This window comes from Pseudomonas sp. LFM046 (assembly GCF_000949385.2).
GTDB lineage: Bacteria > Pseudomonadota > Gammaproteobacteria > Pseudomonadales > Pseudomonadaceae > Metapseudomonas.
Genome location: NZ_JYKO02000001.1, coordinates 3,959,722 through 3,978,280 on the forward strand (window position 1 = coordinate 3,959,722; position 18,559 = coordinate 3,978,280).

At 65.5% G+C, this 18,559-nt stretch carries 21 protein-coding genes; 12 read left to right on the top strand and 9 right to left on the bottom strand.

All coding sequences use genetic code 11. The features are described from left to right. Positions 1-7 precede the first annotated feature (7 nt). Positions 8-934, top strand: a complete 927-nt coding sequence (locus tag TQ98_RS18270; RefSeq protein WP_044870325.1) for a GGDEF domain-containing protein — start codon at positions 8-10, stop codon at positions 932-934. Positions 935-1,044: 110 nt separating this feature from the next. Here TQ98_RS18270 and rluB read toward each other — a convergent pair whose 3' ends face one another. From rluB to TQ98_RS18285, 3 genes are all read right to left on the bottom strand, one after another. Further along, positions 1,045-2,409: a 23S rRNA pseudouridine(2605) synthase RluB gene (gene rluB, locus TQ98_RS18275; RefSeq protein ID WP_103103001.1), complete on the bottom strand. Its 1,365-nt coding sequence runs from the start codon at positions 2,407-2,409 to the stop codon at positions 1,045-1,047. A 111-nt stretch (positions 2,410-2,520) separates the two neighbouring features. Then, entirely contained in the window at positions 2,521-3,309 is a 789-nt protein-coding gene (gene scpB / locus TQ98_RS18280) for an SMC-Scp complex subunit ScpB (protein WP_044870327.1), read from the bottom strand. Beyond that, positions 3,310-4,008 (bottom strand): ScpA family protein, encoded by a 699-nt coding sequence (locus tag TQ98_RS18285; protein WP_177410222.1) that lies wholly within the window; start codon positions 4,006-4,008, stop codon positions 3,310-3,312. A 287-nt stretch (positions 4,009-4,295) separates the two neighbouring features. Here TQ98_RS18285 and TQ98_RS18290 point away from each other — a divergent pair, with 287 nt between their 5' ends. Further along, positions 4,296-4,652 carry a PA2779 family protein gene (locus tag TQ98_RS18290; RefSeq protein WP_044870672.1) on the top strand — a complete coding sequence of 119 codons (357 nt, stop codon included), beginning with the start codon at positions 4,296-4,298 and terminating at the stop codon, positions 4,650-4,652. Positions 4,653-4,661: 9 nt separating this feature from the next. Here TQ98_RS18290 and TQ98_RS18295 read toward each other — a convergent pair whose 3' ends face one another. Continuing rightward, on the bottom strand, positions 4,662-5,291 hold the full coding sequence (locus TQ98_RS18295; RefSeq protein WP_044870329.1) for an L-threonylcarbamoyladenylate synthase: 630 nt from the start codon (positions 5,289-5,291) through the stop codon (positions 4,662-4,664). A 13-nt stretch (positions 5,292-5,304) separates the two neighbouring features. Beyond that, positions 5,305-6,171: a PHP domain-containing protein gene (locus TQ98_RS18300; protein WP_044870330.1), complete on the bottom strand. Its 867-nt coding sequence runs from the start codon at positions 6,169-6,171 to the stop codon at positions 5,305-5,307. Positions 6,172-6,237: 66 nt separating this feature from the next. Here TQ98_RS18300 and TQ98_RS18305 point away from each other — a divergent pair, with 66 nt between their 5' ends. The 6 genes from TQ98_RS18305 to TQ98_RS18330 all read left to right on the top strand — a co-directional run bounded on the left by TQ98_RS18305 (position 6,238) and on the right by TQ98_RS18330 (position 10,267). Next, a complete protein-coding gene (locus TQ98_RS18305) occupies positions 6,238-6,828 on the top strand; it encodes a septation protein A (RefSeq protein WP_044870331.1) in 591 nt (196 codons plus the stop codon). An 8-nt stretch (positions 6,829-6,836) separates the two neighbouring features. Further along, on the top strand, positions 6,837-7,136 hold the full coding sequence (locus tag TQ98_RS18310; RefSeq protein WP_044870332.1) for a YciI family protein: 300 nt from the start codon (positions 6,837-6,839) through the stop codon (positions 7,134-7,136). A gap of 43 nt (positions 7,137-7,179) precedes the next feature. Further along, complete coding sequence (locus TQ98_RS18315; RefSeq protein ID WP_052659130.1) at positions 7,180-7,608, top strand: hypothetical protein; 429 nt, start codon at positions 7,180-7,182, stop codon at positions 7,606-7,608. Positions 7,609-7,616: 8 nt separating this feature from the next. After that, complete coding sequence (locus TQ98_RS18320) at positions 7,617-8,294, top strand: response regulator transcription factor (RefSeq protein WP_044870674.1); 678 nt, start codon at positions 7,617-7,619, stop codon at positions 8,292-8,294. A 143-nt stretch (positions 8,295-8,437) separates the two neighbouring features. After that, on the top strand, positions 8,438-8,848 hold the full coding sequence (locus TQ98_RS18325) for a Spy/CpxP family protein refolding chaperone (protein WP_044870333.1): 411 nt from the start codon (positions 8,438-8,440) through the stop codon (positions 8,846-8,848). 93 nt (positions 8,849-8,941) lie between these two features. Continuing rightward, complete coding sequence (locus TQ98_RS18330) at positions 8,942-10,267, top strand: HAMP domain-containing sensor histidine kinase (protein ID WP_044870334.1); 1,326 nt, start codon at positions 8,942-8,944, stop codon at positions 10,265-10,267. A gap of 4 nt (positions 10,268-10,271) precedes the next feature. Here TQ98_RS18330 and TQ98_RS18335 read toward each other — a convergent pair whose 3' ends face one another. Beyond that, positions 10,272-10,829: a nitroreductase family protein gene (locus TQ98_RS18335; protein WP_044870335.1), complete on the bottom strand. Its 558-nt coding sequence runs from the start codon at positions 10,827-10,829 to the stop codon at positions 10,272-10,274. 274 nt (positions 10,830-11,103) lie between these two features. On the opposite strand from TQ98_RS18335, the gene TQ98_RS18340 reads away from it, so the two are divergent. Next, positions 11,104-12,558 (top strand): TrkH family potassium uptake protein, encoded by a 1,455-nt coding sequence (locus TQ98_RS18340; protein WP_044870336.1) that lies wholly within the window; start codon positions 11,104-11,106, stop codon positions 12,556-12,558. Between the two features lie 128 nt (positions 12,559-12,686). Here TQ98_RS18340 and TQ98_RS18345 read toward each other — a convergent pair whose 3' ends face one another. Next, positions 12,687-13,688, bottom strand: a complete 1,002-nt coding sequence (locus tag TQ98_RS18345) for an AraC family transcriptional regulator (protein ID WP_044870337.1) — start codon at positions 13,686-13,688, stop codon at positions 12,687-12,689. Positions 13,689-13,831: 143 nt separating this feature from the next. On the opposite strand from TQ98_RS18345, the gene TQ98_RS18350 reads away from it, so the two are divergent. Further along, the gene (locus TQ98_RS18350) at positions 13,832-14,149 is read left to right on the top strand and encodes an Mpo1-like protein (protein WP_044870338.1); all 318 of its coding nucleotides are present in this window, start codon (positions 13,832-13,834) and stop codon (positions 14,147-14,149) included. A gap of 147 nt (positions 14,150-14,296) precedes the next feature. Beyond that, positions 14,297-15,670, top strand: a complete 1,374-nt coding sequence (locus tag TQ98_RS18355) for an adenylate/guanylate cyclase domain-containing protein (protein ID WP_044870339.1) — start codon at positions 14,297-14,299, stop codon at positions 15,668-15,670. 95 nt (positions 15,671-15,765) lie between these two features. Here the strand turns inward: TQ98_RS18355 and TQ98_RS18360 are convergent, their stop codons facing one another. Both TQ98_RS18360 and TQ98_RS18365 read right to left on the bottom strand, forming a co-directional pair. Beyond that, positions 15,766-16,818 (bottom strand): glycosyltransferase family 1 protein, encoded by a 1,053-nt coding sequence (locus TQ98_RS18360; protein WP_044870340.1) that lies wholly within the window; start codon positions 16,816-16,818, stop codon positions 15,766-15,768. Then, positions 16,815-17,648, bottom strand: coding sequence for a UDP-2,3-diacylglucosamine diphosphatase (locus TQ98_RS18365; RefSeq protein ID WP_044870341.1), 834 nt, complete (start codon positions 17,646-17,648; stop codon positions 16,815-16,817). Before TQ98_RS18365 ends, TQ98_RS18360 begins: the two co-directional genes overlap by 4 nt. Positions 17,649-17,782: 134 nt before the next feature. On the opposite strand from TQ98_RS18365, the gene TQ98_RS18370 reads away from it, so the two are divergent. After that, entirely contained in the window at positions 17,783-18,535 is a 753-nt protein-coding gene (locus TQ98_RS18370) for an AraC family transcriptional regulator (RefSeq protein WP_044870675.1), read from the top strand. The last annotated feature ends 24 nt before the right edge of the window (positions 18,536-18,559 follow it).

The window sequence follows — 18,559 nt, forward strand, 5'->3', positions numbered from 1 at the left end:
CAACTTAATGGTTCCTCCCACCCAGACCAACACCATCGATTTCGACGCCGCCAAGTTGCAGCGCCTAGGCATCACCGGCAAGCGCCAGCCCAAGCTGCGCCCCATCAGCCTGGCCGAACTGCGTCGGCAGCTGGCCCTGCAACTGCAGACCAGCCTGGATGTGGAACGCATCGTCAACCTGTTCTTCAACGAAGTGCAGCGCCTGGTCCCCCTCGACGCCCTGGCCTACCTGCACCAGAGCAGCGACCTGCGCCTGGAATTTGGCAGCCGCTCCAGCCATTCCGCCGGCTACCGCCTGAGCCACGAAGGACAGTACCTGGGTGAACTGATCTTCCGCCGCAACCAGCGCTTCGACGAAAACGAGCTGAATCAGCTGGAGTCCCTGCTGGCCAGCCTGCTCTTCCCGCTGCGCAATGCCCTGCTCTACCGTACTGCGGTGCAGAGCGCCCTGCGCGACCCCCTCACCGATACGGGCAACCGCATTGCCATGGAGCAGACGCTGCAGCGCGAAGTGGACCTGTCCCGGCGCAGCCTGCAGCCGATGTCGGTACTGATGCTGGACATCGACTACTTCAAGCGCATCAACGACCAGTTCGGCCACAACACCGGCGACGAAGTACTGAAGGCCGTCGCCACCACCCTCAAGGCGCGTCTGCGCAACGTCGACATGGTGTTCCGATTCGGCGGCGAAGAATTCCTCGTGCTCCTCTCCGGCACCTGCCGCGAGGCGGCGGCCCTGGTGGGCGAGCGCCTGCGCCTGGGAATCCTCGAGCTGCAATACCTCGTCCAGGGGCGCCCGCTGGATCTCTCCATCAGCCTTGGCTGCGCCACGCTGCTGCCGGGAGAATCGGTGGACAGCCTGCTGCGTCGGGCAGACAACGCGCTCTATGTGGCCAAGCGGGAAGGCCGCAACCGGTTGTCCATGGCAGGCTGATCGCCTGCATGGGTGGGGGCGCTTTCAATCGCGAATGAATTCGCGCCTGCAACAGAAACGCACACAACAAAAAAGGGGCTCGAATGAGCCCCTTTTTTCTTCACGCCGAATCAGCGCTTGCGACCGAAGCCCGGACGCTGGCCTTCGCCGGCAGGCGGACCACTGCGCTTGTTCTGCGGGCGCTGAGGCTTGCGGGCGGGACGATCGGCCAGCTCGACTGCCGGACGCTCGCCCTGGGGCTTGGCCGGGCGCTTCTTGTTCACGTCACGGGGACGATCGGCAACCGGAGTGCCACGGGGCCCACGGGCCGGACGGTCATCACCTTCGCGGCGCGGACCGCGAGCCGGACGCTCACCCCCCTCGTGACGCGGACCGCGAGCCGGACGCTCATCACCCTCACGACGCGGGCCACGGCCCGGGCGCTCATCACCTTCGCGACGCGGGCCGCGAGCCGGACGCTCACCCCCTTCGTGACGTGGGCCGCGAGCCGGGCGCTCATCACCCTCGCGACGCGGGCCGCGAGCAGGACGCTCACCCGCCTCGTGACGTGGGCCGCGAGCCGGACGCTCATCCCCCTCGTGACGCGGGCCACGAGCCGGGCGTTCGTCACCTTCACGACGCGGCGCACGGGCGCCAGCGGGCTTGGGGGACTTGCGCTGCAGGCGATCCAGCTTCTCGCGGAACTTGCCTTTCATGTTCGGCAGCGCCACCGGCTTGAGGCCGACTTCAGTGCTGAGGATATCCACCTCGCCCTGGCTCATTTCGCGCCAGCGGCCCATGGTCAGGTCGGAGGTAATGAATACCGGACCGAAACGCACACGCTTGAGGCGGCTGACCACCAGGCCCTGGGACTCCCAGAGTCGGCGCACTTCGCGGTTGCGGCCTTCCATCACCACGCAGTGGTACCAGTGGTTGAGGCCTTCGCCACCTGGGGCTTCCTTGATGTCGGTGAACTTGGCCGGACCATCGTCGAGCATCACGCCCTTCTTCAGGTTCTCCAGCATTTCCTCGGTGACCTCACCGCGCACGCGCACCGCGTACTCGCGGTCCATCTCATAGGAGGGGTGCATCAGGCGGTTGGCCAGTTCACCGTCGGTGGTGAACAGCAGCAGGCCGGTGGTGTTGATGTCCAGGCGGCCGATATTGATCCAGCGGCCGGCCTTCAGACGCGGCAGGCGCTCGAAGACGGTGGGGCGGCCTTCCGGGTCATCGCGGGTGCAGACTTCGCCTTCCGGCTTGTTGTAGATCAGGACGCGGCGGACGCTCTCGACTTCCTCTTCGCGCTTGAGCAGGCGACCGTCGACGGTGATGGCGTCGTGGCTGTCGACGCGCTGGCCGAGGGTGGCCGCTTCGCCGTTGACCTTCACCCGGCCTTCGGTGATCCAGGCCTCGATATCTCGGCGCGAGGCCAGCCCCATGCGGGCCAGGACCTTCTGCAGCTTCTCCCCTGCGGGGCTATGTTCAATTTCACTCATCTGGGCACCTCCCGGTGTAGCAGTAAAAAGGCCGCGCATCATACGCGGCCAATGGGAGTCAGGCTAGTTGAACAAGGCCATGGCGTCAGCCTGGCGGCTGACCGGCGGCCATCAATGCAGGGTTTCGTCCGGCAGCGACTCGTCGTCCTCTTCGGCCGCGACGGTTTCCGCTTCATCCGCCTCGGCAAGGAGCAAGTCGTCAAAGTCGGTTTTCAAGCCCTCTTCCATGATGTCCAACTCGGCCAGCAAACTCCGGAAGCTGGTTTCCTCGCGCGGCTCGACCGGTTGTTCGGCATCCGCGCGGGCTTGCAGCCCCTCGGGCACGGGGGCCTCGCCATCTTCCAGGGCCAGCACCGGCTCGGGCTCCAGTTCACGCAGGGCGGCGAGCGGCGGCAGTTCTTCCAGGCTCTTCAGGTTGAAGTGATCGAGGAAGGCGCGGGTGGTGGCGAACATCGCCGGCTTGCCGGGCACATCGCGGTAGCCAACCACGCGGATCCACTCGCGCTCCAGCAGCGTCTTGACGATCTGGCTGTTCACCGCAACGCCGCGAATGTCTTCGATCTCGCCCCGGGTAATGGGCTGGCGGTAGGCGACAAGGGCCAGGGTTTCCAGCATGGCGCGGGAATAGCGCTGCGGGCGCTCCTCCCAGAGTCGGCCCACCCAAGGCGCGAAGCGCTCGCGCACCTGCAGGCGGTAGCCGGACGCCACCTCGCGCAACTCGAAAGCCCGGCCTTGGCAGCTGCGGGCCAGGATCGACAAGGCCGAACGGATTTCTGACAGTTCAGGGCGCTCGGCCTCCTCGAAGAGTTCAGCCAGGCGCTCCAGCGACAGGGGCTTGCCCGAGGCCAGGAGAAAGGCCTCCAGCAGCGAGGCGAGTTCTTTGGGGTCGTTGAGGTTCATCTACTCGGCCCGGGCACGGACGTGGATGGGAGCGAAGGGTTCATTTTGCACCAGTTCCACGAGCTGTTCCTTGATCAGTTCCAGCACCGCCATGAAGGTGACCACCACCCCAAGACGGCCCTCCTCCACCGTGAACAGCGTGACGAACGGCACGAAAGCGCCGCCCTTGAGCTTCTCCAGCACTTCGCTCATGCGTTCGCGGGTGGACAATGCCTCACGGGTGACCTGGTGGCTTTCGAACATGTCCGCACGGCGCAGCACCTCGGCCATGGACAGCAGCAGCTCTTCCAGGGCGACATCCGGCAGCAGCTTGCGCGCCCTCGCCTCCGGGGCATCCAGACGCGGGACGAGGGTATCGCGACCGACCCGAGGCAGCTCGTCGATACCCTCGGCGGCCGCCTTGAAGCGCTCGTACTCCTGGAGCCGGCGGATCAGTTCGGCGCGCGGGTCATCTTCTTCTTCCTCGGTTTCACTGGAGCGCGGCAGCAGCATGCGCGACTTGATCTCGGCCAGCATGGCGGCCATCACCAGATACTCGGCGGCCAGCTCCAGGCGCACCGACTTCATCAACTCCACATAGGCCATGTACTGGTGGGTGATGGCGGCCACCGGGATATCGAGGATGTCGATGTTCTGCTTGCGGATCAGGTAGAGCAGCAGGTCGAGAGGGCCTTCGAATGCCTCCAGAAAGACTTCCAGGGCATCCGGCGGGATATAGAGGTCCTGCGGCAGTTCGGTGACCGCCTGGCCATAGACCAGGGCGAAGGGCAGCTCCTGCTGGGCTCCAGCCTGGCTGTCCTCGGCCTCCGGGGGCGGCGTGTTGTGCATCTGGGCCTCTCGCAGCGCGACCGCTGCCTTGGGAAAATCGCATGCCGATCGGGACCGGTCGGCGGGAAAGCGGGGAAATTAGCACCATGTGCCAGACTAAAAAAGTATGACGCAGCACCCCTGGTCAGGTCTGGAGCGCAACGCTCATGGAGGTTCCGATGAAAGTCTTCTCCCTGATGTTCAGTGCCGTCCTCATGTTCCTCTGCATCTCCCTGCTCCCCGCAACCCCGGTTCAGGCGGGCATGATCGGCACCGACGAAGCGGTTTCGGCACAGCAGCAGACGAACGATCGAGCCAAGATCGACGCATTTCTTGGCCAGTCACAGGTTCAGGATGAAATGCGCACCATGGGGGTGGACCCCGCCACGGCACGGGCCAGGGTTCAGGCCCTGACCAACGAGGAGGCCGCCCAGTTGGCGCAGAAAATGGACTCGGTACCCGCCGGCGGGAACATCAGCAGTACCGACTTCATCATCATCCTGCTGGTGATCATCCTGGTGGCGATAGTGCTTTGAGCCGCGACGTCACTCTTCGCTGAGGAAGGGCTGTGGATCACCGCAGCCCACGCGAATCACCTCGGGCTTACCATCGGCGAGATTGATCACGGTGGAGGCTTCCATGCCACCGTGGCCGCCATCGATGATCAGGTCCACCTGATGTTCGAGGATCTGCCGCATTTCGTAGGGGTCGCTCATGGGCAGGTGCTCGCCCGGCAGGATCAGGCTGGTACTCATCAACGGTGCGCCCAGCTGCTCCAGCAACGCCAGAGCAATGGGGTGGTCCGGCACCCGCAGGCCAATGGTGCGACGCTTTGGGTGCATCAGCATGCGCGGCACTTCGCGGGTGGCGTTGAGGATGAAGGTGTAAGGCCCCGGCGTATGCGCCTTGATCAGGCGGAAGGCGGTGGTGTCCACCTTGGCGAACACCCCGATCTCCGACAGGTCGCGGCAGACCAGGGTGAAGTTGTGCTTTTCATCCAGCCGGCGCAGACGGCGGATGCGCTCCACGGCCCCCTTGTCGCCAATCAGGCAGCCCAACGCGTAGGAAGAGTCGGTGGGATACACGATCACCCCGCCCGCCTTGACGATCTCCACGGCCTGGCGGATCAGGCGTACCTGTGGGTTCTCCGGGTGTACCTGGAAAAATTGACTCACGACGTCTCCCTGTTCAGAGGGCAGCAGTAGGGCTGTGTGCATGGCGGAAGCGCCCCCATATCGGCGGCAGGTCATCCGGAACTGGCCGGTACATGCCCAGATCCGACCAATCGCAGGGTGCATGGAAATCGCTACCGGCACTGACCAGCATGCCGAATTCTCGGGCCAGCACGGCCAGGCTTCCAACCTGATCGGCAGGCTGCAGGCCGTTGACCACCTCAAGGGCGTGTCCCCCGGCCTGGATGAAATCCGCTACCAGCTTGCGCCTCTTGGCGCCGGTGAAATTGTACTGCCACGGGTGCGCCAGGCTGATCCAGGCGCCGGCGGCACTCAGCGTGCCCACGGCTTCGGCCAGGGTCGGCCAGTGCTGCTTGACGTCCCCCAGCTTGCCGGCGCCCAGCCACTTGCGGAAGGCTTCGGCACGGTCGCTGACATGGCCGTTGCGCACCAGAAATTCAGCAAAGTGCGGCCGCGCCGGGGCGTTGCCGCTGTCTCCCAGTTCCTGTTGCACCGCTCGCGCACCCTCCATGGCCCCGGGCATGCCCTTGGCGGCCAGGCGCCGGGAAATTTCCTCAGCCCGCGCCCAGCGGCCCTGGTGCAGGTTGGCAATGGCTTCCAGCAGGGCCGGCGCATCGGCGGCGAAGGCGTAACCCAGTACATGAATCGTGGCGCCGCCCCAGGTGCAGGACAGCTCGATACCGTTGATCAGCTGCATGTCCAGCGCTTCGGCGGCGTCACGGGCCTCGTCGAGGCCTTCCAGGGTGTCGTGGTCGGTCAACGCCAGCAGGCGAACGCCGCGCGCGTGGGCGCGGGCGACCAGGGCCGCGGGGGACAGGGCACCGTCGGAGGCCGTACTGTGGCAATGCAGGTCGATCTGCATGGGGTCTGCTTTCGCTAGGGAATTGGTTTGTTATTATGCCGCCACATCCCGCTTCTGGCTGCCGCCGTGAAACAATTCATCGACTTCATCCCTCTTATCCTGTTCTTCATCGTCTACAAACTGGATCCGCGCGCCGTCGAGCTGGCCGGGCATACCTATATGCTAGGCGGTATTTTCAGTGCCACAGCGGTTCTGATCATCAGCTCCGTGATTGTCTACGGCGTCATTTTCCTGCTTCACCGCCGACTGGAAAAAGGCCAGCTGCTCACGCTGGTGGCCTGCCTGGTGTTCGGTGGCATGACCCTCGCCTTCCATAGCGAAACCTTCCTCAAGTGGAAGGCGCCCGTGGTGAACTGGCTCTTCGCCCTCGCCTTCGCCGGCAGCCACTTCATCGGCGACCGCCCGCTGATCCAGCGAATGATGGGCCACGCCCTGTCCCTGCCCCAGGCCGTCTGGGTGCGCCTGAACCTCGCCTGGATCGTCTTCTTCCTGGTCTGCGGCTTTGCCAACCTCTTCGTGGCCTTCACGTTCCATGAGTTCTGGGTGGACTTCAAAGTCTTCGGCAGCCTCGGCATGACCGTGCTCTTCCTGGTAGGGCAGGGCGTCTACCTGGCCCGCCACATCCACGACGGCGAACCTGAAAAGCCCCAACAATAAGGACTCCCATGCTCTACGCCATCATCGCCACCGACGTTGCCGGCTCCCTGGAAAGCCGCCTCGCCGCCCGCCCCGCGCACCTCGCCCGCCTGGAGCAGCTGAAGGCCGAAGGCCGCATGGTCCTGGCCGGCCCGCACCCAGCAGTGGACAGCAACGATCCGGGCAGCGCCGGTTTCACCGGTAGCCTGATCGTCGCCGAGTTCGAGTCCCTCGAGGCCGCCAAGGCCTGGGCCGATGCCGATCCCTATCGCGGCGCCGGCGTCTACGCCGACGTTGTCGTCAAACCGTTCAAGCAGGTATTTCCCTAAACCGGTATTCGTCACAGCCCCACGCCAGGAAAAAGGAGTTCCTATGCTCGCCGGTCAATTGCCCCTGCTGTTAACCGCCGCGCTGCTCTGCAGCCTGGCCCAGGCTGAAGAACCCCAACAACTGGCGCAGGTGACGGAAGCCGCCCCGGCGGAAACGCCCGTCAACCCGCTGCTGGCGCAGGTGGATCAGCTACAGCGCCAACTGACGGAAAGCGAGCGCCAGCGCAGCGAATTGAGCACCCAGCTTGAAGCCACCAGCGGCGAACGGGAGAACGCCCAGCTCTCCCGCCTCCGCCAGGAGAACCAGCGCCTCAAGCTACAACTCAAGGAAGCCCGCTCCCAACAATCGCCGAACCTGCTGACGGAACAACAGACCTGGTTCGCGGTGGGTGGCGGCGTCGCCCTGCTCTCCCTGATTATCGGGCTGGCCGCCCGTGGCGGGCGTCGCCAGCGCCGTCAATGGATCAACTGACCCACACCATGAGTGAATTGCTGCTAATCGATGATGACCAGGAACTGTGCGAGCTCCTGATCAGTTGGCTCAGCCAGGAAGGATTCAGCGTCCGCGCCTGCCATGACGGTCATTCGGCACGCGCGGCCCTGGCGGAGCACGCACCGGCAGCGGTGGTGCTGGACGTGATGCTGCCGGACGGCAGTGGCCTGGAACTGCTCAAGCAACTGCGCAGCGACCACCCGGAGCTGCCGGTGCTGATGCTCTCCGCCCGGGGCGAGCCACTGGACCGGATCCTCGGCCTGGAACTGGGCGCCGACGACTACCTCGCCAAGCCCTGCGACCCCCGGGAACTCACCGCACGCCTGCGGGCCGTTCTGCGTCGCAGCCAGCCGCCCCAGGCCTCCAGCCAGCTTGAACTGGGTGACCTCTGCTATAGCCCGGTGCGCGGCATCGTCACCATCGGCAATCACGAAGTCAGCCTGACCCTGTCCGAGGGCCGCCTGCTGGAAGCCCTGCTCCGCCAGCCAGGCGAACCGCTGGACAAGCAACAACTGGCGCAACTGGCCCTGGGGCGAAAGCTGACCCTCTATGACCGCAGCCTGGACATGCACGTCAGCAACCTGCGCAAGAAGCTCGGTCCCCACGCTGACGGACGCCCGCGCATCCTGGCCCTGCGCAGCCGCGGCTACTACTACAGCGCCTAGGCCGGCTGGACCTGCAAAGCGCCTCCTGACAGTTCAGACACGTCTTTACCCAGGCTTTACGCACGGCTGACTGCCCTTGACCTTGAGGTCCCTAGACTGGGCACATCCGGCAACTGGCCGGAATCGAGACTAGGAGAACCACCATGCGCAAGACCCTCACCGCCCTGCTGCTCGCCGCCACCCTGCCGTCCCTGGCCATGGCCATGCCGGAAGACGGCCCGCGCCATGAGCATGGTTTCGGTGGCCACATGTTCAGGGAGCTGAACCTCACCCAGGAACAGCGCCAGGAAATCGGCAAGCTCATGCGCGAGCAGATGAAGTCCCGCCACGAGATCACCGAGCGCTACCTGGACAAGCTGCCGGCCGCCGAGCGCAAGGCCATGCAGGACGAACTCAAGGCTGCTGAAACCAAGAATCACGACGCGATCCGCGCCCAGCTGAAACCCGAGCAGCAGAAGACCTTCGACGAAATCCAGAAGAAGATGGAAGAACGCCGCGCCGAACGCGCCGAGTTCGAAGCCTGGAAAGCCGAGAAGGACAAGAAGGCCCAGTAATCGCCAGTCGGCCCCGGCCGCTGGCATCGACCCCGACACCCACCAGGTCCTCCCCTCCCGGCCTGGTGGGTTTTGCCGTTCAGGAGTTACCCCGTGCGCTCACTCTTCTGGCGAATCCTGGCCACCCTCTGGCTGGCTCTGGCCCTGGTGGCCGGCCTGTCCATCCTCCTCGGCCGCGCCCTCAACCAGGATGCCTGGATCCTCAGCCACCACCCTTCCTTGCAAGGCCTGGCCGAACGCCTGATCCAGCGCTACGAAGAGCAGGGACCGGAAGACACCCAGCGTTTCCTGGAGCACTTCCGCCACAGCGCCCGTCTCGATGTGCAGATTCTCAACGACACCGGCCAACCGGTTGTGAGGGGTACCTTCCCGCCCCGCGCCGCCGCCTTCGAGGCGCGCCAACAGAACCCACGCCGCCTGCCCTGGCGCCGCCTCACCGAGGAATACACCAGTGCCACCACCGGCGAGTCCTACCTGCTGATCTACCGGATTCCCTATCCGGAACTGGACGCCTGGCACCGTGGCAGCCTGCTCTGGCCCATGAGTGCCCTGGGCATCGCCCTGGTGGTGCTGACCCTGTTCAGCCTGGCCCTGACCCTGTCGATCACCCGTCCGCTCAATCGCCTGCGCAGTGCCGTGCATGACCTCGGCCAGACCGCCTACCAGCAGGACAGCCTGGCCCGCCTGGCGCGTCGCCGGGATGAGCTGGGCGTGCTGGCCGGCGACTTCAACCGCATGGGCCAACGCCTGCAGGGGCTGATCGGCAGCCAGCGGCAGCTATTGCGCGATGTGTCCCACGAACTGCGCTCGCCCTTGGCGCGCCTGCGCATCGCCCTGGCGCTCGCCGAGCGGGCTGAACCCCAGCAACGGGAAGCCCTCTGGCCACGCCTGGGCCAAGAGTGTGATCGCCTGGAAGCGCTGATCAGCGAGATCCTCGCCCTCGCCCGCCTCGACGCCGAACCGGGTGCGCGCCAGGTCGTGAACGTACGCCCCCTGCTGGACAAGTTGCGGGAGGACGCCCGCCTGCTGGCACCGGAACAGGACGTCCGCGTCGAGTGCCCAGGGGAACCGCAGCTGGAAGGCTGGCCGGACATGCTCGAACGGGCGCTGGACAACCTGCTGCGCAATGCCCTGCGCTTCAACCCGCAGGGGCAGCCCGTGGACGTGAAGGTGAAGGAAGAAGAAGGCGGCCTGGTGATCAGTGTCCGCGACCACGGCCCCGGCGTGGCCGCTGAACACTTGCCGCAACTGGGCGAGCCGTTCTTCCGCGCGCCCAATCAGTCCGGTGCTGGCCACGGCCTGGGCCTGGCCATCGCGCGCCGGGCGGTGGAACGCCACGGCGGCAGCCTGAGCCTCGGCAACCATCCCGAAGGCGGCTTCATCGCCACCCTGGAATTGCCCCTACCGCTCAAGGCCTGATGGATCAGCCCCAGGTCTGGACGAAATCCGCTGGAGCCAGCTCCGGCGCGGCGCGGCGCTCGCCCTCGACGGTGCCGAGGTAGAGGAAGCCAACGATGCGCTCGTGCGCGTCCAGCCCCAGCCCCTCGGCCACGGTACGGTCATAGGCCAATTCGCCGGTACGCCACATGGCGCCCAGGCCCTGGGCATGGGCGGCGAGAAGAATGCCGTGTGCCGCGCAACCGGCGGAGAGCAGTTGCTCCACCTCCGGCACCTTGTGGCCGGCTTGCAGGGTGGCGATCACCACCACCATCAGAGGCGCCCGCAGCGGCATGGCACGTGCCTTGGTGATGGCCGCCTCGGGGGCTTCGGGGTTCTTGGCGAGCACCGCGGACACGAAGAGTTCACCGAGCTTGCCGCGAGCCTCGCCTTCGATCGTGAGGAAGCGCCAGGGACGCAGGTAGCCATGATCCGGCGCACGCAGGGCGGCACGGAACAGCAGTTCGCGCTGGGCCGCGTCCGGGGCGGGCTCCTGCAGACGACCCAGGGATACGCGATTGAGCAGAGCGTCGAGAGCCTCCATCGGCCACCTCCAGAAATCAGGAAGCCGGCATTCTAGCCGATAACGCGACGGGGTCTCGCACCCTCGGGGGACAGGATCCGCGTCGCAGGTGGGGTCGCGCCCACCGTCCTCCCAGCACGCGGTGAACGCTTGGCCCGTAAAGGAAACCTTGAGTCGGACGGGCTTCGTCGCCTGCCGGGACGGGTGACTTATCCAGGCCGCGCGGCGCCGGGTTTACAGGCTGCCGGACGCGGTTAGAATTGCGCCTTTCGCCCATCAACCAGAAAAAGAATCCATGGCCCTGCCGACCCTTCGCATCATCGGCTTCCTTATCGGCATCTTCCTGATCACCCTCGCGGTCAGCATGGCCATTCCCGTGCTGACCCTGGTGTTCTATGAGCGCACCAGCGACATCAACGCCTTCGTCTGGTCCAGCCTGATCACCTTCGTCGCCGGCCTGGCGTTGGTCATTCCAGGTCGCCCGGAACAGGTCCACCTGCGCCCCCGGGACATGTACCTGCTGACGGTGTCGAGCTGGATCATCGTCTGCATCTTCGCCGCCCTGCCCTTCCTGTTCACCCAGCACATCAGCTACACCGACGCCTGGTTCGAGAGCATGTCCGGCATCACCGCAACCGGCGCCACGGTGCTGAGCGGGCTGGACAGCATGTCGCCGGGCATCCTGATCTGGCGCTCGCTGCTGCACTGGCTGGGGGGTATCGGCTTCATCGGCATGGCGGTGGCGATCCTCCCGCTACTGCGCATCGGTGGCATGCGCCTGTTCCAGACCGAGTCCTCCGACCGTTCCGAGAAGGTCCTGCCACGCTCGCACATGGTGGCCAAGTACATCGTCGTCATCTATGTGGGGTTCACCCTGCTCGGTGCGCTGGCGTTCTGGGCCGCCGGCATGGGCATGTTCGATGCCATCAACCACTCCATGTCGGCCATCTCCACCGGCGGCTTCTCCACCTCCGACTTGTCGCTGGCCAAGTGGGAGCAACCGGCGGTGCACTGGGTGGCCGTGGTCGTGATGATTCTCGGCAGCCTTCCCTTCATGCTCTACGTGTCCGTGTTGCGTGGACATCGCATGGCGCTGTTCAAGGACGAGCAGGTACAGGGTTTTCTCGCGCTGCTGGTGGTCATCTGGCTGGTGCTCGGCACCTGGTACTGGCTCACCACCCAATTGCACTGGCTGGACGCTCTGCGTCACGTCGCGGTGAACACCACCTCCGTCCTCACCACGACCGGCTTCGCCCTGGGCGACTACAGCCTGTGGGGCAACTTCTCGTTGATGCTGTTCTTCTACCTGGGGTTCGTCGGCGGCTGCTCCGGCTCCACCGCCGGCGGTATCAAGATCTTCCGCTTCCAGGTGGCCTACATCCTGCTCATGGCCAACCTCAAGCAGCTGGTGCATCCACGGGCGGTGATCAAGCAGATCTACAACGGACATCGCCTGGACGACGACATTGTCCGCTCGATCCTGACCTTCTCCTTCTTCTTCACCATCATCATCTGCGCCATCGCCCTGGGCCTGTCGCTGCTGGGGCTGGACTGGATCACCGCGCTCACCGGCGCCGCTGCCACGGTTTCCGGCGTAGGGCCGGGCCTGGGCGAAATCATTGGCCCGGCGGGCAACTTCTCCAGCCTGCCGGACGCCGCCAAGTGGCTGCTGACCCTGGGCATGCTGCTGGGCCGCCTGGAAATCCTTACCGTGCTGGTGCTGATGACGCCCTACTTCTGGCGGCATTGAGGCAGGGAACGCCGGCCCCCCATGTAGGCGCGATTTCAATCGCGAAGCAGGCCCAAGCCGCGCAACGTTGGGCCTCGTTCCTCGGCGCCAACCTACGGACCCCGGTTCAATCGCGAATGAATTCGCTCCTACAGCCGCGCCCGGTATTCCCCGGGCGTGCTGTCGAACCAACGGCGGAAGGCGCGGAAGAAATTGCTCGGATCGGCAAAGCCCAGCAGGTAGGCGATCTCCAGCAGGGTCAGGTTGGGCTGTGCCAGATACTGCTCGGCCAGCTCCCGGCGGGTGTCGTCGAGCAGTTGCTGGAAGCTCACTCCTTCCTCTTGCAGGCGACGCTGAAGGGTGCGCTGTGACAGGTGCATGGAGCTGGCCACCACCTCGCGCTTGGGCTCGCCCTGGGGCAGCATGCGGCAAAGCACCTGGCGCACCTGGTGCGTGACCCGGGTGCCGGAGAAGCGCGCCAGGTAGTCGCCGGCGAAGCGATCGTGCAACTGGGCCAGGGATTCATTGGCCGTGGGCAGCGTCGTGTCCATGTCGGCCCGGCTGAACAGCAGCGCGCAATGCTCGGCATTGAAGCGCAGCGGCGCCTGGAAGACCTGGCGATAGGGTTCGAGATCGGCAGGTGCCGGCCCCTGGAAGCGGATTTCCAGCGGGTTGATCGGCCGCCCCGTCATCCAGCGACAGAACGCCAGGCAATAGGCCATGGAGGCTTCCGCGCTCTGCCGGGCCGGCGGCAAACGATCGCCATGGATTGACAGGCGCAGCTCGTAGCCGTCCGGCCTAGGGCAGAAGCTGAGATCGGAACCCTCGGCGATGATCCGCTGGTAGCGCACCAGCCGGGTGAAGCCTTCCTTGAGGGAGCGGCTGGACATGAGCGCATAGCCCACCACGTGGAACGACGCCGGACGCACCACCTTGGCCATGTTGAGGCCGATGGCCGGGTTGCCCGACAGCTCTACGGCACGCAGCCAGAGACGGGTCATGCCATCCTGGGGGAAGCGGGCGTCGGGATCGTTGAGGGCCTGATAATCGAGACCGAGTTCGGGAAACAGGTTGCGGCAGTCCACCCCACCCATTTCCAGGGCCTGGACGATACCCAGGGCCCAACTCGAAGATGTCGTGCGTTCGCTCATGGCGTCTTCTTGTTCTGTGGTTCAAGGCCGCCGCCAGCAGGGCGGCGTGCCGGCAAGGATACTAAAGTGGCGCTCATTGTCACTGGCCCTGGAAGACACCCGTCCTAAACTGCTTCGGACAACAGGAATCTGGAGCCACCGACATGCCCGCCGAGTCCGTTCACCGCTATCAAAGCTTCGCCGAGTTCTACCCCTACTACCTCCAGGAGCACAGCAACGACACCTGCCGCCGCCTCCACTACGTGGGCAGCCTGCTGGTGCTGGGCATCCTCGGCTATGCCCTGGCGACCCAACAGTGGCTATGGCTGCTGGCCCTGCCCTTCGCCGGCTATGGCTTCGCCTGGGTCGGCCATTTCGCCTTCGAGAAGAACAAGCCGGCCACCTTCAAGTACCCGCTCTACAGCTTCATGGGCGACTGGGTGATGCTCAAGGATGCCCTGACCGGCCGCATCCGCTTCTGACCGGCGATTCACGGCGGCAGGCAGCTTGGCCGCCGGTCACGGGCTTGGTTATGATCCCGCACCGGCCAATGCCATGGCCCAGGACTTGCAGCGTTTCCCCAACGCTGCAATCCGGCGTCAAGAAAGCACCAGGGACAGACCTACGCCATGAAGCCCGCCTTGCTCGACCCTTCCACTGCGACGCCCGTACTGCGCGAGTATTACGCCCGGGTGCTGGCCTATATGGCCATCGCCGCCAGCATCGCCGCGGGCACCTATGTCCAGCACTTCGGCGTCGACATCCTCTGGACCGTCCCCTACGCGCTGCTCTACCCGCACCTGGCCCATCACCTCGGGCTGCGCTTCCCGGGGCAGCGCACCGACCGCATTCTGCTCGGCGTCGATACCTTCCATTGCGGCGCGGCCGTAGCGGTGCTGGGCTTTTCCGTCGTGCCCTCCCTGATGATCCTGCTGACCCTCTGCTTCAGCGCCATGATCCTTGGCGGCCTGCGCCAGATGACCCTGGTGCTGGCCGGCGCGCTGGTCAGCACAGCGGCGGTGGGCGTGGCCCTGCAGCCTGCGATCAAGGGCGGAACCCCGACGCTGGTGGCGCTGGTCAGCGTGCTGTTCACAACCTTCTACATCTGCATCACCGCCTTCTTCGTGCACCAGCAGGGCCTGCGCCTGGCCCAGGCCCGCAGCGAAATCAAACGGGAGCAGGAAAAGGCCGCGCGCCTGGCCCGCAACCTCGCCAAATATCTGTCACCCCAGGTCTGGGAAATGATCTTCAGCGGCAAGAAGAGCGTGCGCCTGGAAACCCAGCGCAAGAAGCTCAGCGTGTTCTTCTCCGACATCAAGGGCTTCACGGAACTGTCCGAGGAGCTGGAAGCCGAGCAACTGACCGACCTGCTCAACAACTACCTCAATGACATGTCGAAGATCGCCCTCAAGTACGGCGGCACCATCGACAAGTTCGTTGGCGACAGCGTCATGGTGTTCTTCGGCGACCCCGCCACCCAGGGGGCGAAGAAGGATGCGGTGGCGGCGGTTTCCATGGCGGTGGCCATGCGCAAGCACATGAAGGTCCTGCGCCAGCAGTGGCGCGCCCAGGGCATCACCAAGCCCCTGGAAATCCGCATGGGCATCAATACCGGCTACTGCACCGTGGGCAACTTCGGCGCCGACACCCGCATGGACTACACCATCATCGGCCGCGAAGTGAACCTGGCCAGCCGCCTCGAAAGCGCCTCCGATGCCGGGGAAATCCTCATCTCCCACGAGACCTACTCCCTGGTGAAGGACGTGATCATGTGCCGCGACAAGGGCCAGATAAACGTCAAGGGCTTCACCCGGCCGGTGCAGATCTACCAGGTGGTGGACCTTCGCCGCGACCTGGGCGCCAACTCCAGCTACGTCGAACACGAACTGCCCGGCTTCTCCATGTACCTGGATACCAACGGCATCCAGAACTACGACAAGGCCAAAGTCATCCAGGCTCTGCAACAGGCCGCCGAGCAACTGCGGGACAAGATCATTCCCTGATCTGGCAATGGTGTCGGATTCCTTGTGGGGGCGAATTCATTCGCTATGCAGGCCGAAGGCCTGCCCCCAAAGCAGTTGGGACTGCTGCGCAGTCCTCAGCGAATGAATTCGCCCCCACACGATTGTTCCCATGCTGGGAGTGCCACACACGGCGCCCCATCCAGCAACGGCTGCCGCGTCAGGAACTCCTGGGCCGACGCCCGCCAGGACAGGCGCCCTGCCCGCTCGGCGCATTGCTCCCGATCCAGCTCCAGTGCGCCCAGGCAGGCGCGCTGCAGGTCTTCGTCCAGGCACCCGGTCACGCCCGGCTCCAGCACATCCAGCGGCCCGGCCACGGGAAAGGCCGCCACCGGCGTCCCGCAGGCCAACGCTTCCAGCATCACCAGACCGTAGGTGTCGGTGCGAGACGGAAACACCAGCACGCTGGCCTGGGCGTAGAAGCCCGCCAGTTCCTCGCCCTTGCGGAAACCAAAGAAACGCACCTCGGGATGGCGCGCCTCCAGTTCGGCACGCAGCGGGCCATCGCCCACCACCCATTTCTCCCCCGGCAGATCCAGGCCGAGAAACGCCTCCAGGTTCTTCTCCGTGGCCAGTCGGCCAACGTAAAGGAATACCGGACTCTCCGGCTTCGGCAGCGCCAAGGGGCGGAACAGCGCCGTGTCCACGCCCTTGCGCCACAGGTAGAGCCAGACCAGGCCACGGCTGGCGAAGGTCTCGCGCATGCGCTCGGTGGTCACCAGCACGGCCTGGCTGGGACGGTGGAACAGACGCAGGAAGGCGTAGCCCCAGGACAGGGGCACCCACGGCCAGCGGCCATGGACATACTCGGGAAAACGGGTGTGGATCGCGCTGGAATACGCAAGGTCACGCTGCTTCAGCCAGTGCCTTGCCGCCCAGCCAAGGGGGCCTTCGGTGGCGAGATGGACACAGTCCGGGCGGAAGTCTTCGATCACCGGCCCCACACGCCAGAGATCCCAGGCGAGGGGAATTTCCGGATAGCTCGGGCACGGCCGGCAGCGGAATGCCTGGGGCGAAAGCACCAAGACCTGGTGACCCAGGGCTTCCAGTTCGGTCACCAGGTGCTGGAGGCTGGTGACCACGCCATTCACCTGGGGCAACCAGGCATCACTGACGATCAGTATCCTCATGCCGCCGGCTCGACCAGCTCCACGGCGCGCGCCTCCAGTTCACGAGCCTGGGCGTCGGCCAGTCGATACAGCTCGATGGCGCCGTCCCAGTGCTCGATCAGCGCCGTGCAGGACTCCACCCAATCGCCGCAATTGAGGTAGTCCACACCACCCACCTTGCGGATTTCCGCGTGGTGGATGTGGCCGCAGACCACGCCATCCAGGCCGCGTTTCACGCACTCATGAGCGATGGCTTCTTCGAAGTCGCTGATGAAGTTCACGGCGCTCTTCACCTTGTGCTTCAGGTACGCGGACAGCGACCAGTAGCCGTAGCCCCAACGCTCGCGCCAGTGGTTGAGCCAGCGGTTGAGGGTCAGGGTGAACTCGTAGGCGGAGTCGCCGAGGAAGGCCAGCCACTTGTGGTAGCGGGTGATCACATCGAACTGGTCGCCGTGGATCACCAGCATCCGGCGGCCGTCGGCGGTTTCGTGCACCGCTTCATCGACCAACTGGATATTGCCCAGCATCAGCGCCGAGTAGCGGCGCAGGAATTCGTCGTGGTTGCCGGTGACGTAGATCACTTCGGTGCCGCGCTTGCTCATGGTCAGCAGGCGACGGATCACGTTGGTGTGGGCCTGGGGCCAGTAGATGCCGCCCCTGAGCTTCCAGCCGTCGATGATGTCGCCCACCAGGTAGATGCGGTCGGCGTGGTACTGCTTGAGGAAACGCGCCAGGTGCTCAGCCTGGCAGTCGCGGGTGCCCAGGTGGACATCGGAAATCCACAGGGTTCGCACGCGCTGCTTGCGGCTCTTGGTCTTGGTGACGGGTTCCAGGCGTTCGACGCTGCTCATGGGCGACCTCCGGCGGGGTTTCGCCGATGGTGGGCCCGGGCGGTGAAGTGAGAATGACGGCGAAGTTGCAGACCGATGACAGCGAATCCGGGCCGACCGGAGGTAAACTGCACGCCTGCACCGAGGTGACCGCCATGCATTCGATCCTGTCCCTGCGCCAGTACAACCACGACCTGCTGGTCCACAGCCACCGCCACGCCCAACTGGTGTTCGGCCTGTCCGGCCGGCTGGAATTCGAGGTGGCGGGCCAGGGCGCGCGGGTCGAACGCCAGACCCTGGCGGTGGTGCCGCCAGAAGCCCAGCACGCCTGCGGCAGTCCCGGCGGCAGCCTGTGCCTGGTGGTCGACGTGCCCGACGACGACTGGCTGCGCCACACCCTGGGCCGGCACTTCGACGCTGGCCGCCGCCTGCTGGAGCGCCCTGGCGCGTTGAGCCTGAATCCGGCGCAGAGCCAACTGGTGAGCTGGATCGCCGCCAGCCACCTGGCCGACGAAGTGATTTCCGGGCAATCCGCCGGCCTGCTGCTGGCCAGCCTGGCCGCACCCGGTGCCCAGGTGGAGGACAGCACCGCCCTGCCCCTGGCGGCGCTCGATTCCCATATCGACCAGCACGCCGCTCGCCCCCTGCAGGTGGCCGACCTGGCGCGGCTCTGCGGCCTGTCCGTGGCGCGCTTCCACGCCCGCTTCCTCGCCGAAACCGGGCAAACGCCCATGGACTACGTGCGCTCCCGGCGCCTCCACCTCGGCCGCCAGTTGCTGCTGGACAGTCATCTGGCGGTGGGCGAGATCGCCGCGAAGGTGGGCTACAGCTCCCAGAGCGCCTTCACCGCCGCCCTCTCCCGGGAGTTCGGCGTCACCCCGCGCGCCCTGCGCAACGGCCGCGAGTAACGCGACAAAGCCCGCGAGCCTCGC

Bases quoted from the DNA above. Each gene is read 5' to 3' on its own strand.
- TQ98_RS18270 (WP_044870325.1), top strand. From the start codon at position 8: ATGGTTCCTCCCACCCAGACCAACACCATCGATTTCGACGCCGCCAAG.
- rluB (WP_103103001.1), bottom strand. From the start codon at position 2,409: ATGAGTGAAATTGAACATAGCCCCGCAGGGGAGAAGCTGCAGAAGGTC.
- scpB (WP_044870327.1), bottom strand. From the start codon at position 3,309: ATGAACCTCAACGACCCCAAAGAACTCGCCTCGCTGCTGGAGGCCTTT.
- TQ98_RS18290 (WP_044870672.1), top strand. From the start codon at position 4,296: ATGAAAGTCTTCTCCCTGATGTTCAGTGCCGTCCTCATGTTCCTCTGC.
- TQ98_RS18300 (WP_044870330.1), bottom strand. From the start codon at position 6,171: ATGCAGATCGACCTGCATTGCCACAGTACGGCCTCCGACGGTGCCCTG.
- TQ98_RS18310 (WP_044870332.1), top strand. From the start codon at position 6,837: ATGCTCTACGCCATCATCGCCACCGACGTTGCCGGCTCCCTGGAAAGC.
- TQ98_RS18315 (WP_052659130.1), top strand. From the start codon at position 7,180: ATGCTCGCCGGTCAATTGCCCCTGCTGTTAACCGCCGCGCTGCTCTGC.
- TQ98_RS18320 (WP_044870674.1), top strand. From the start codon at position 7,617: ATGAGTGAATTGCTGCTAATCGATGATGACCAGGAACTGTGCGAGCTC.
- TQ98_RS18325 (WP_044870333.1), top strand. From the start codon at position 8,438: ATGCGCAAGACCCTCACCGCCCTGCTGCTCGCCGCCACCCTGCCGTCC.
- TQ98_RS18335 (WP_044870335.1), bottom strand. From the start codon at position 10,829: ATGGAGGCTCTCGACGCTCTGCTCAATCGCGTATCCCTGGGTCGTCTG.
- TQ98_RS18340 (WP_044870336.1), top strand. From the start codon at position 11,104: ATGGCCCTGCCGACCCTTCGCATCATCGGCTTCCTTATCGGCATCTTC.
- TQ98_RS18345 (WP_044870337.1), bottom strand. From the start codon at position 13,688: ATGAGCGAACGCACGACATCTTCGAGTTGGGCCCTGGGTATCGTCCAG.
- TQ98_RS18350 (WP_044870338.1), top strand. From the start codon at position 13,832: ATGCCCGCCGAGTCCGTTCACCGCTATCAAAGCTTCGCCGAGTTCTAC.
- TQ98_RS18355 (WP_044870339.1), top strand. From the start codon at position 14,297: ATGAAGCCCGCCTTGCTCGACCCTTCCACTGCGACGCCCGTACTGCGC.
- TQ98_RS18360 (WP_044870340.1), bottom strand. From the start codon at position 16,818: ATGAGGATACTGATCGTCAGTGATGCCTGGTTGCCCCAGGTGAATGGC.
- TQ98_RS18365 (WP_044870341.1), bottom strand. From the start codon at position 17,648: ATGAGCAGCGTCGAACGCCTGGAACCCGTCACCAAGACCAAGAGCCGC.
- TQ98_RS18370 (WP_044870675.1), top strand. From the start codon at position 17,783: ATGCATTCGATCCTGTCCCTGCGCCAGTACAACCACGACCTGCTGGTC.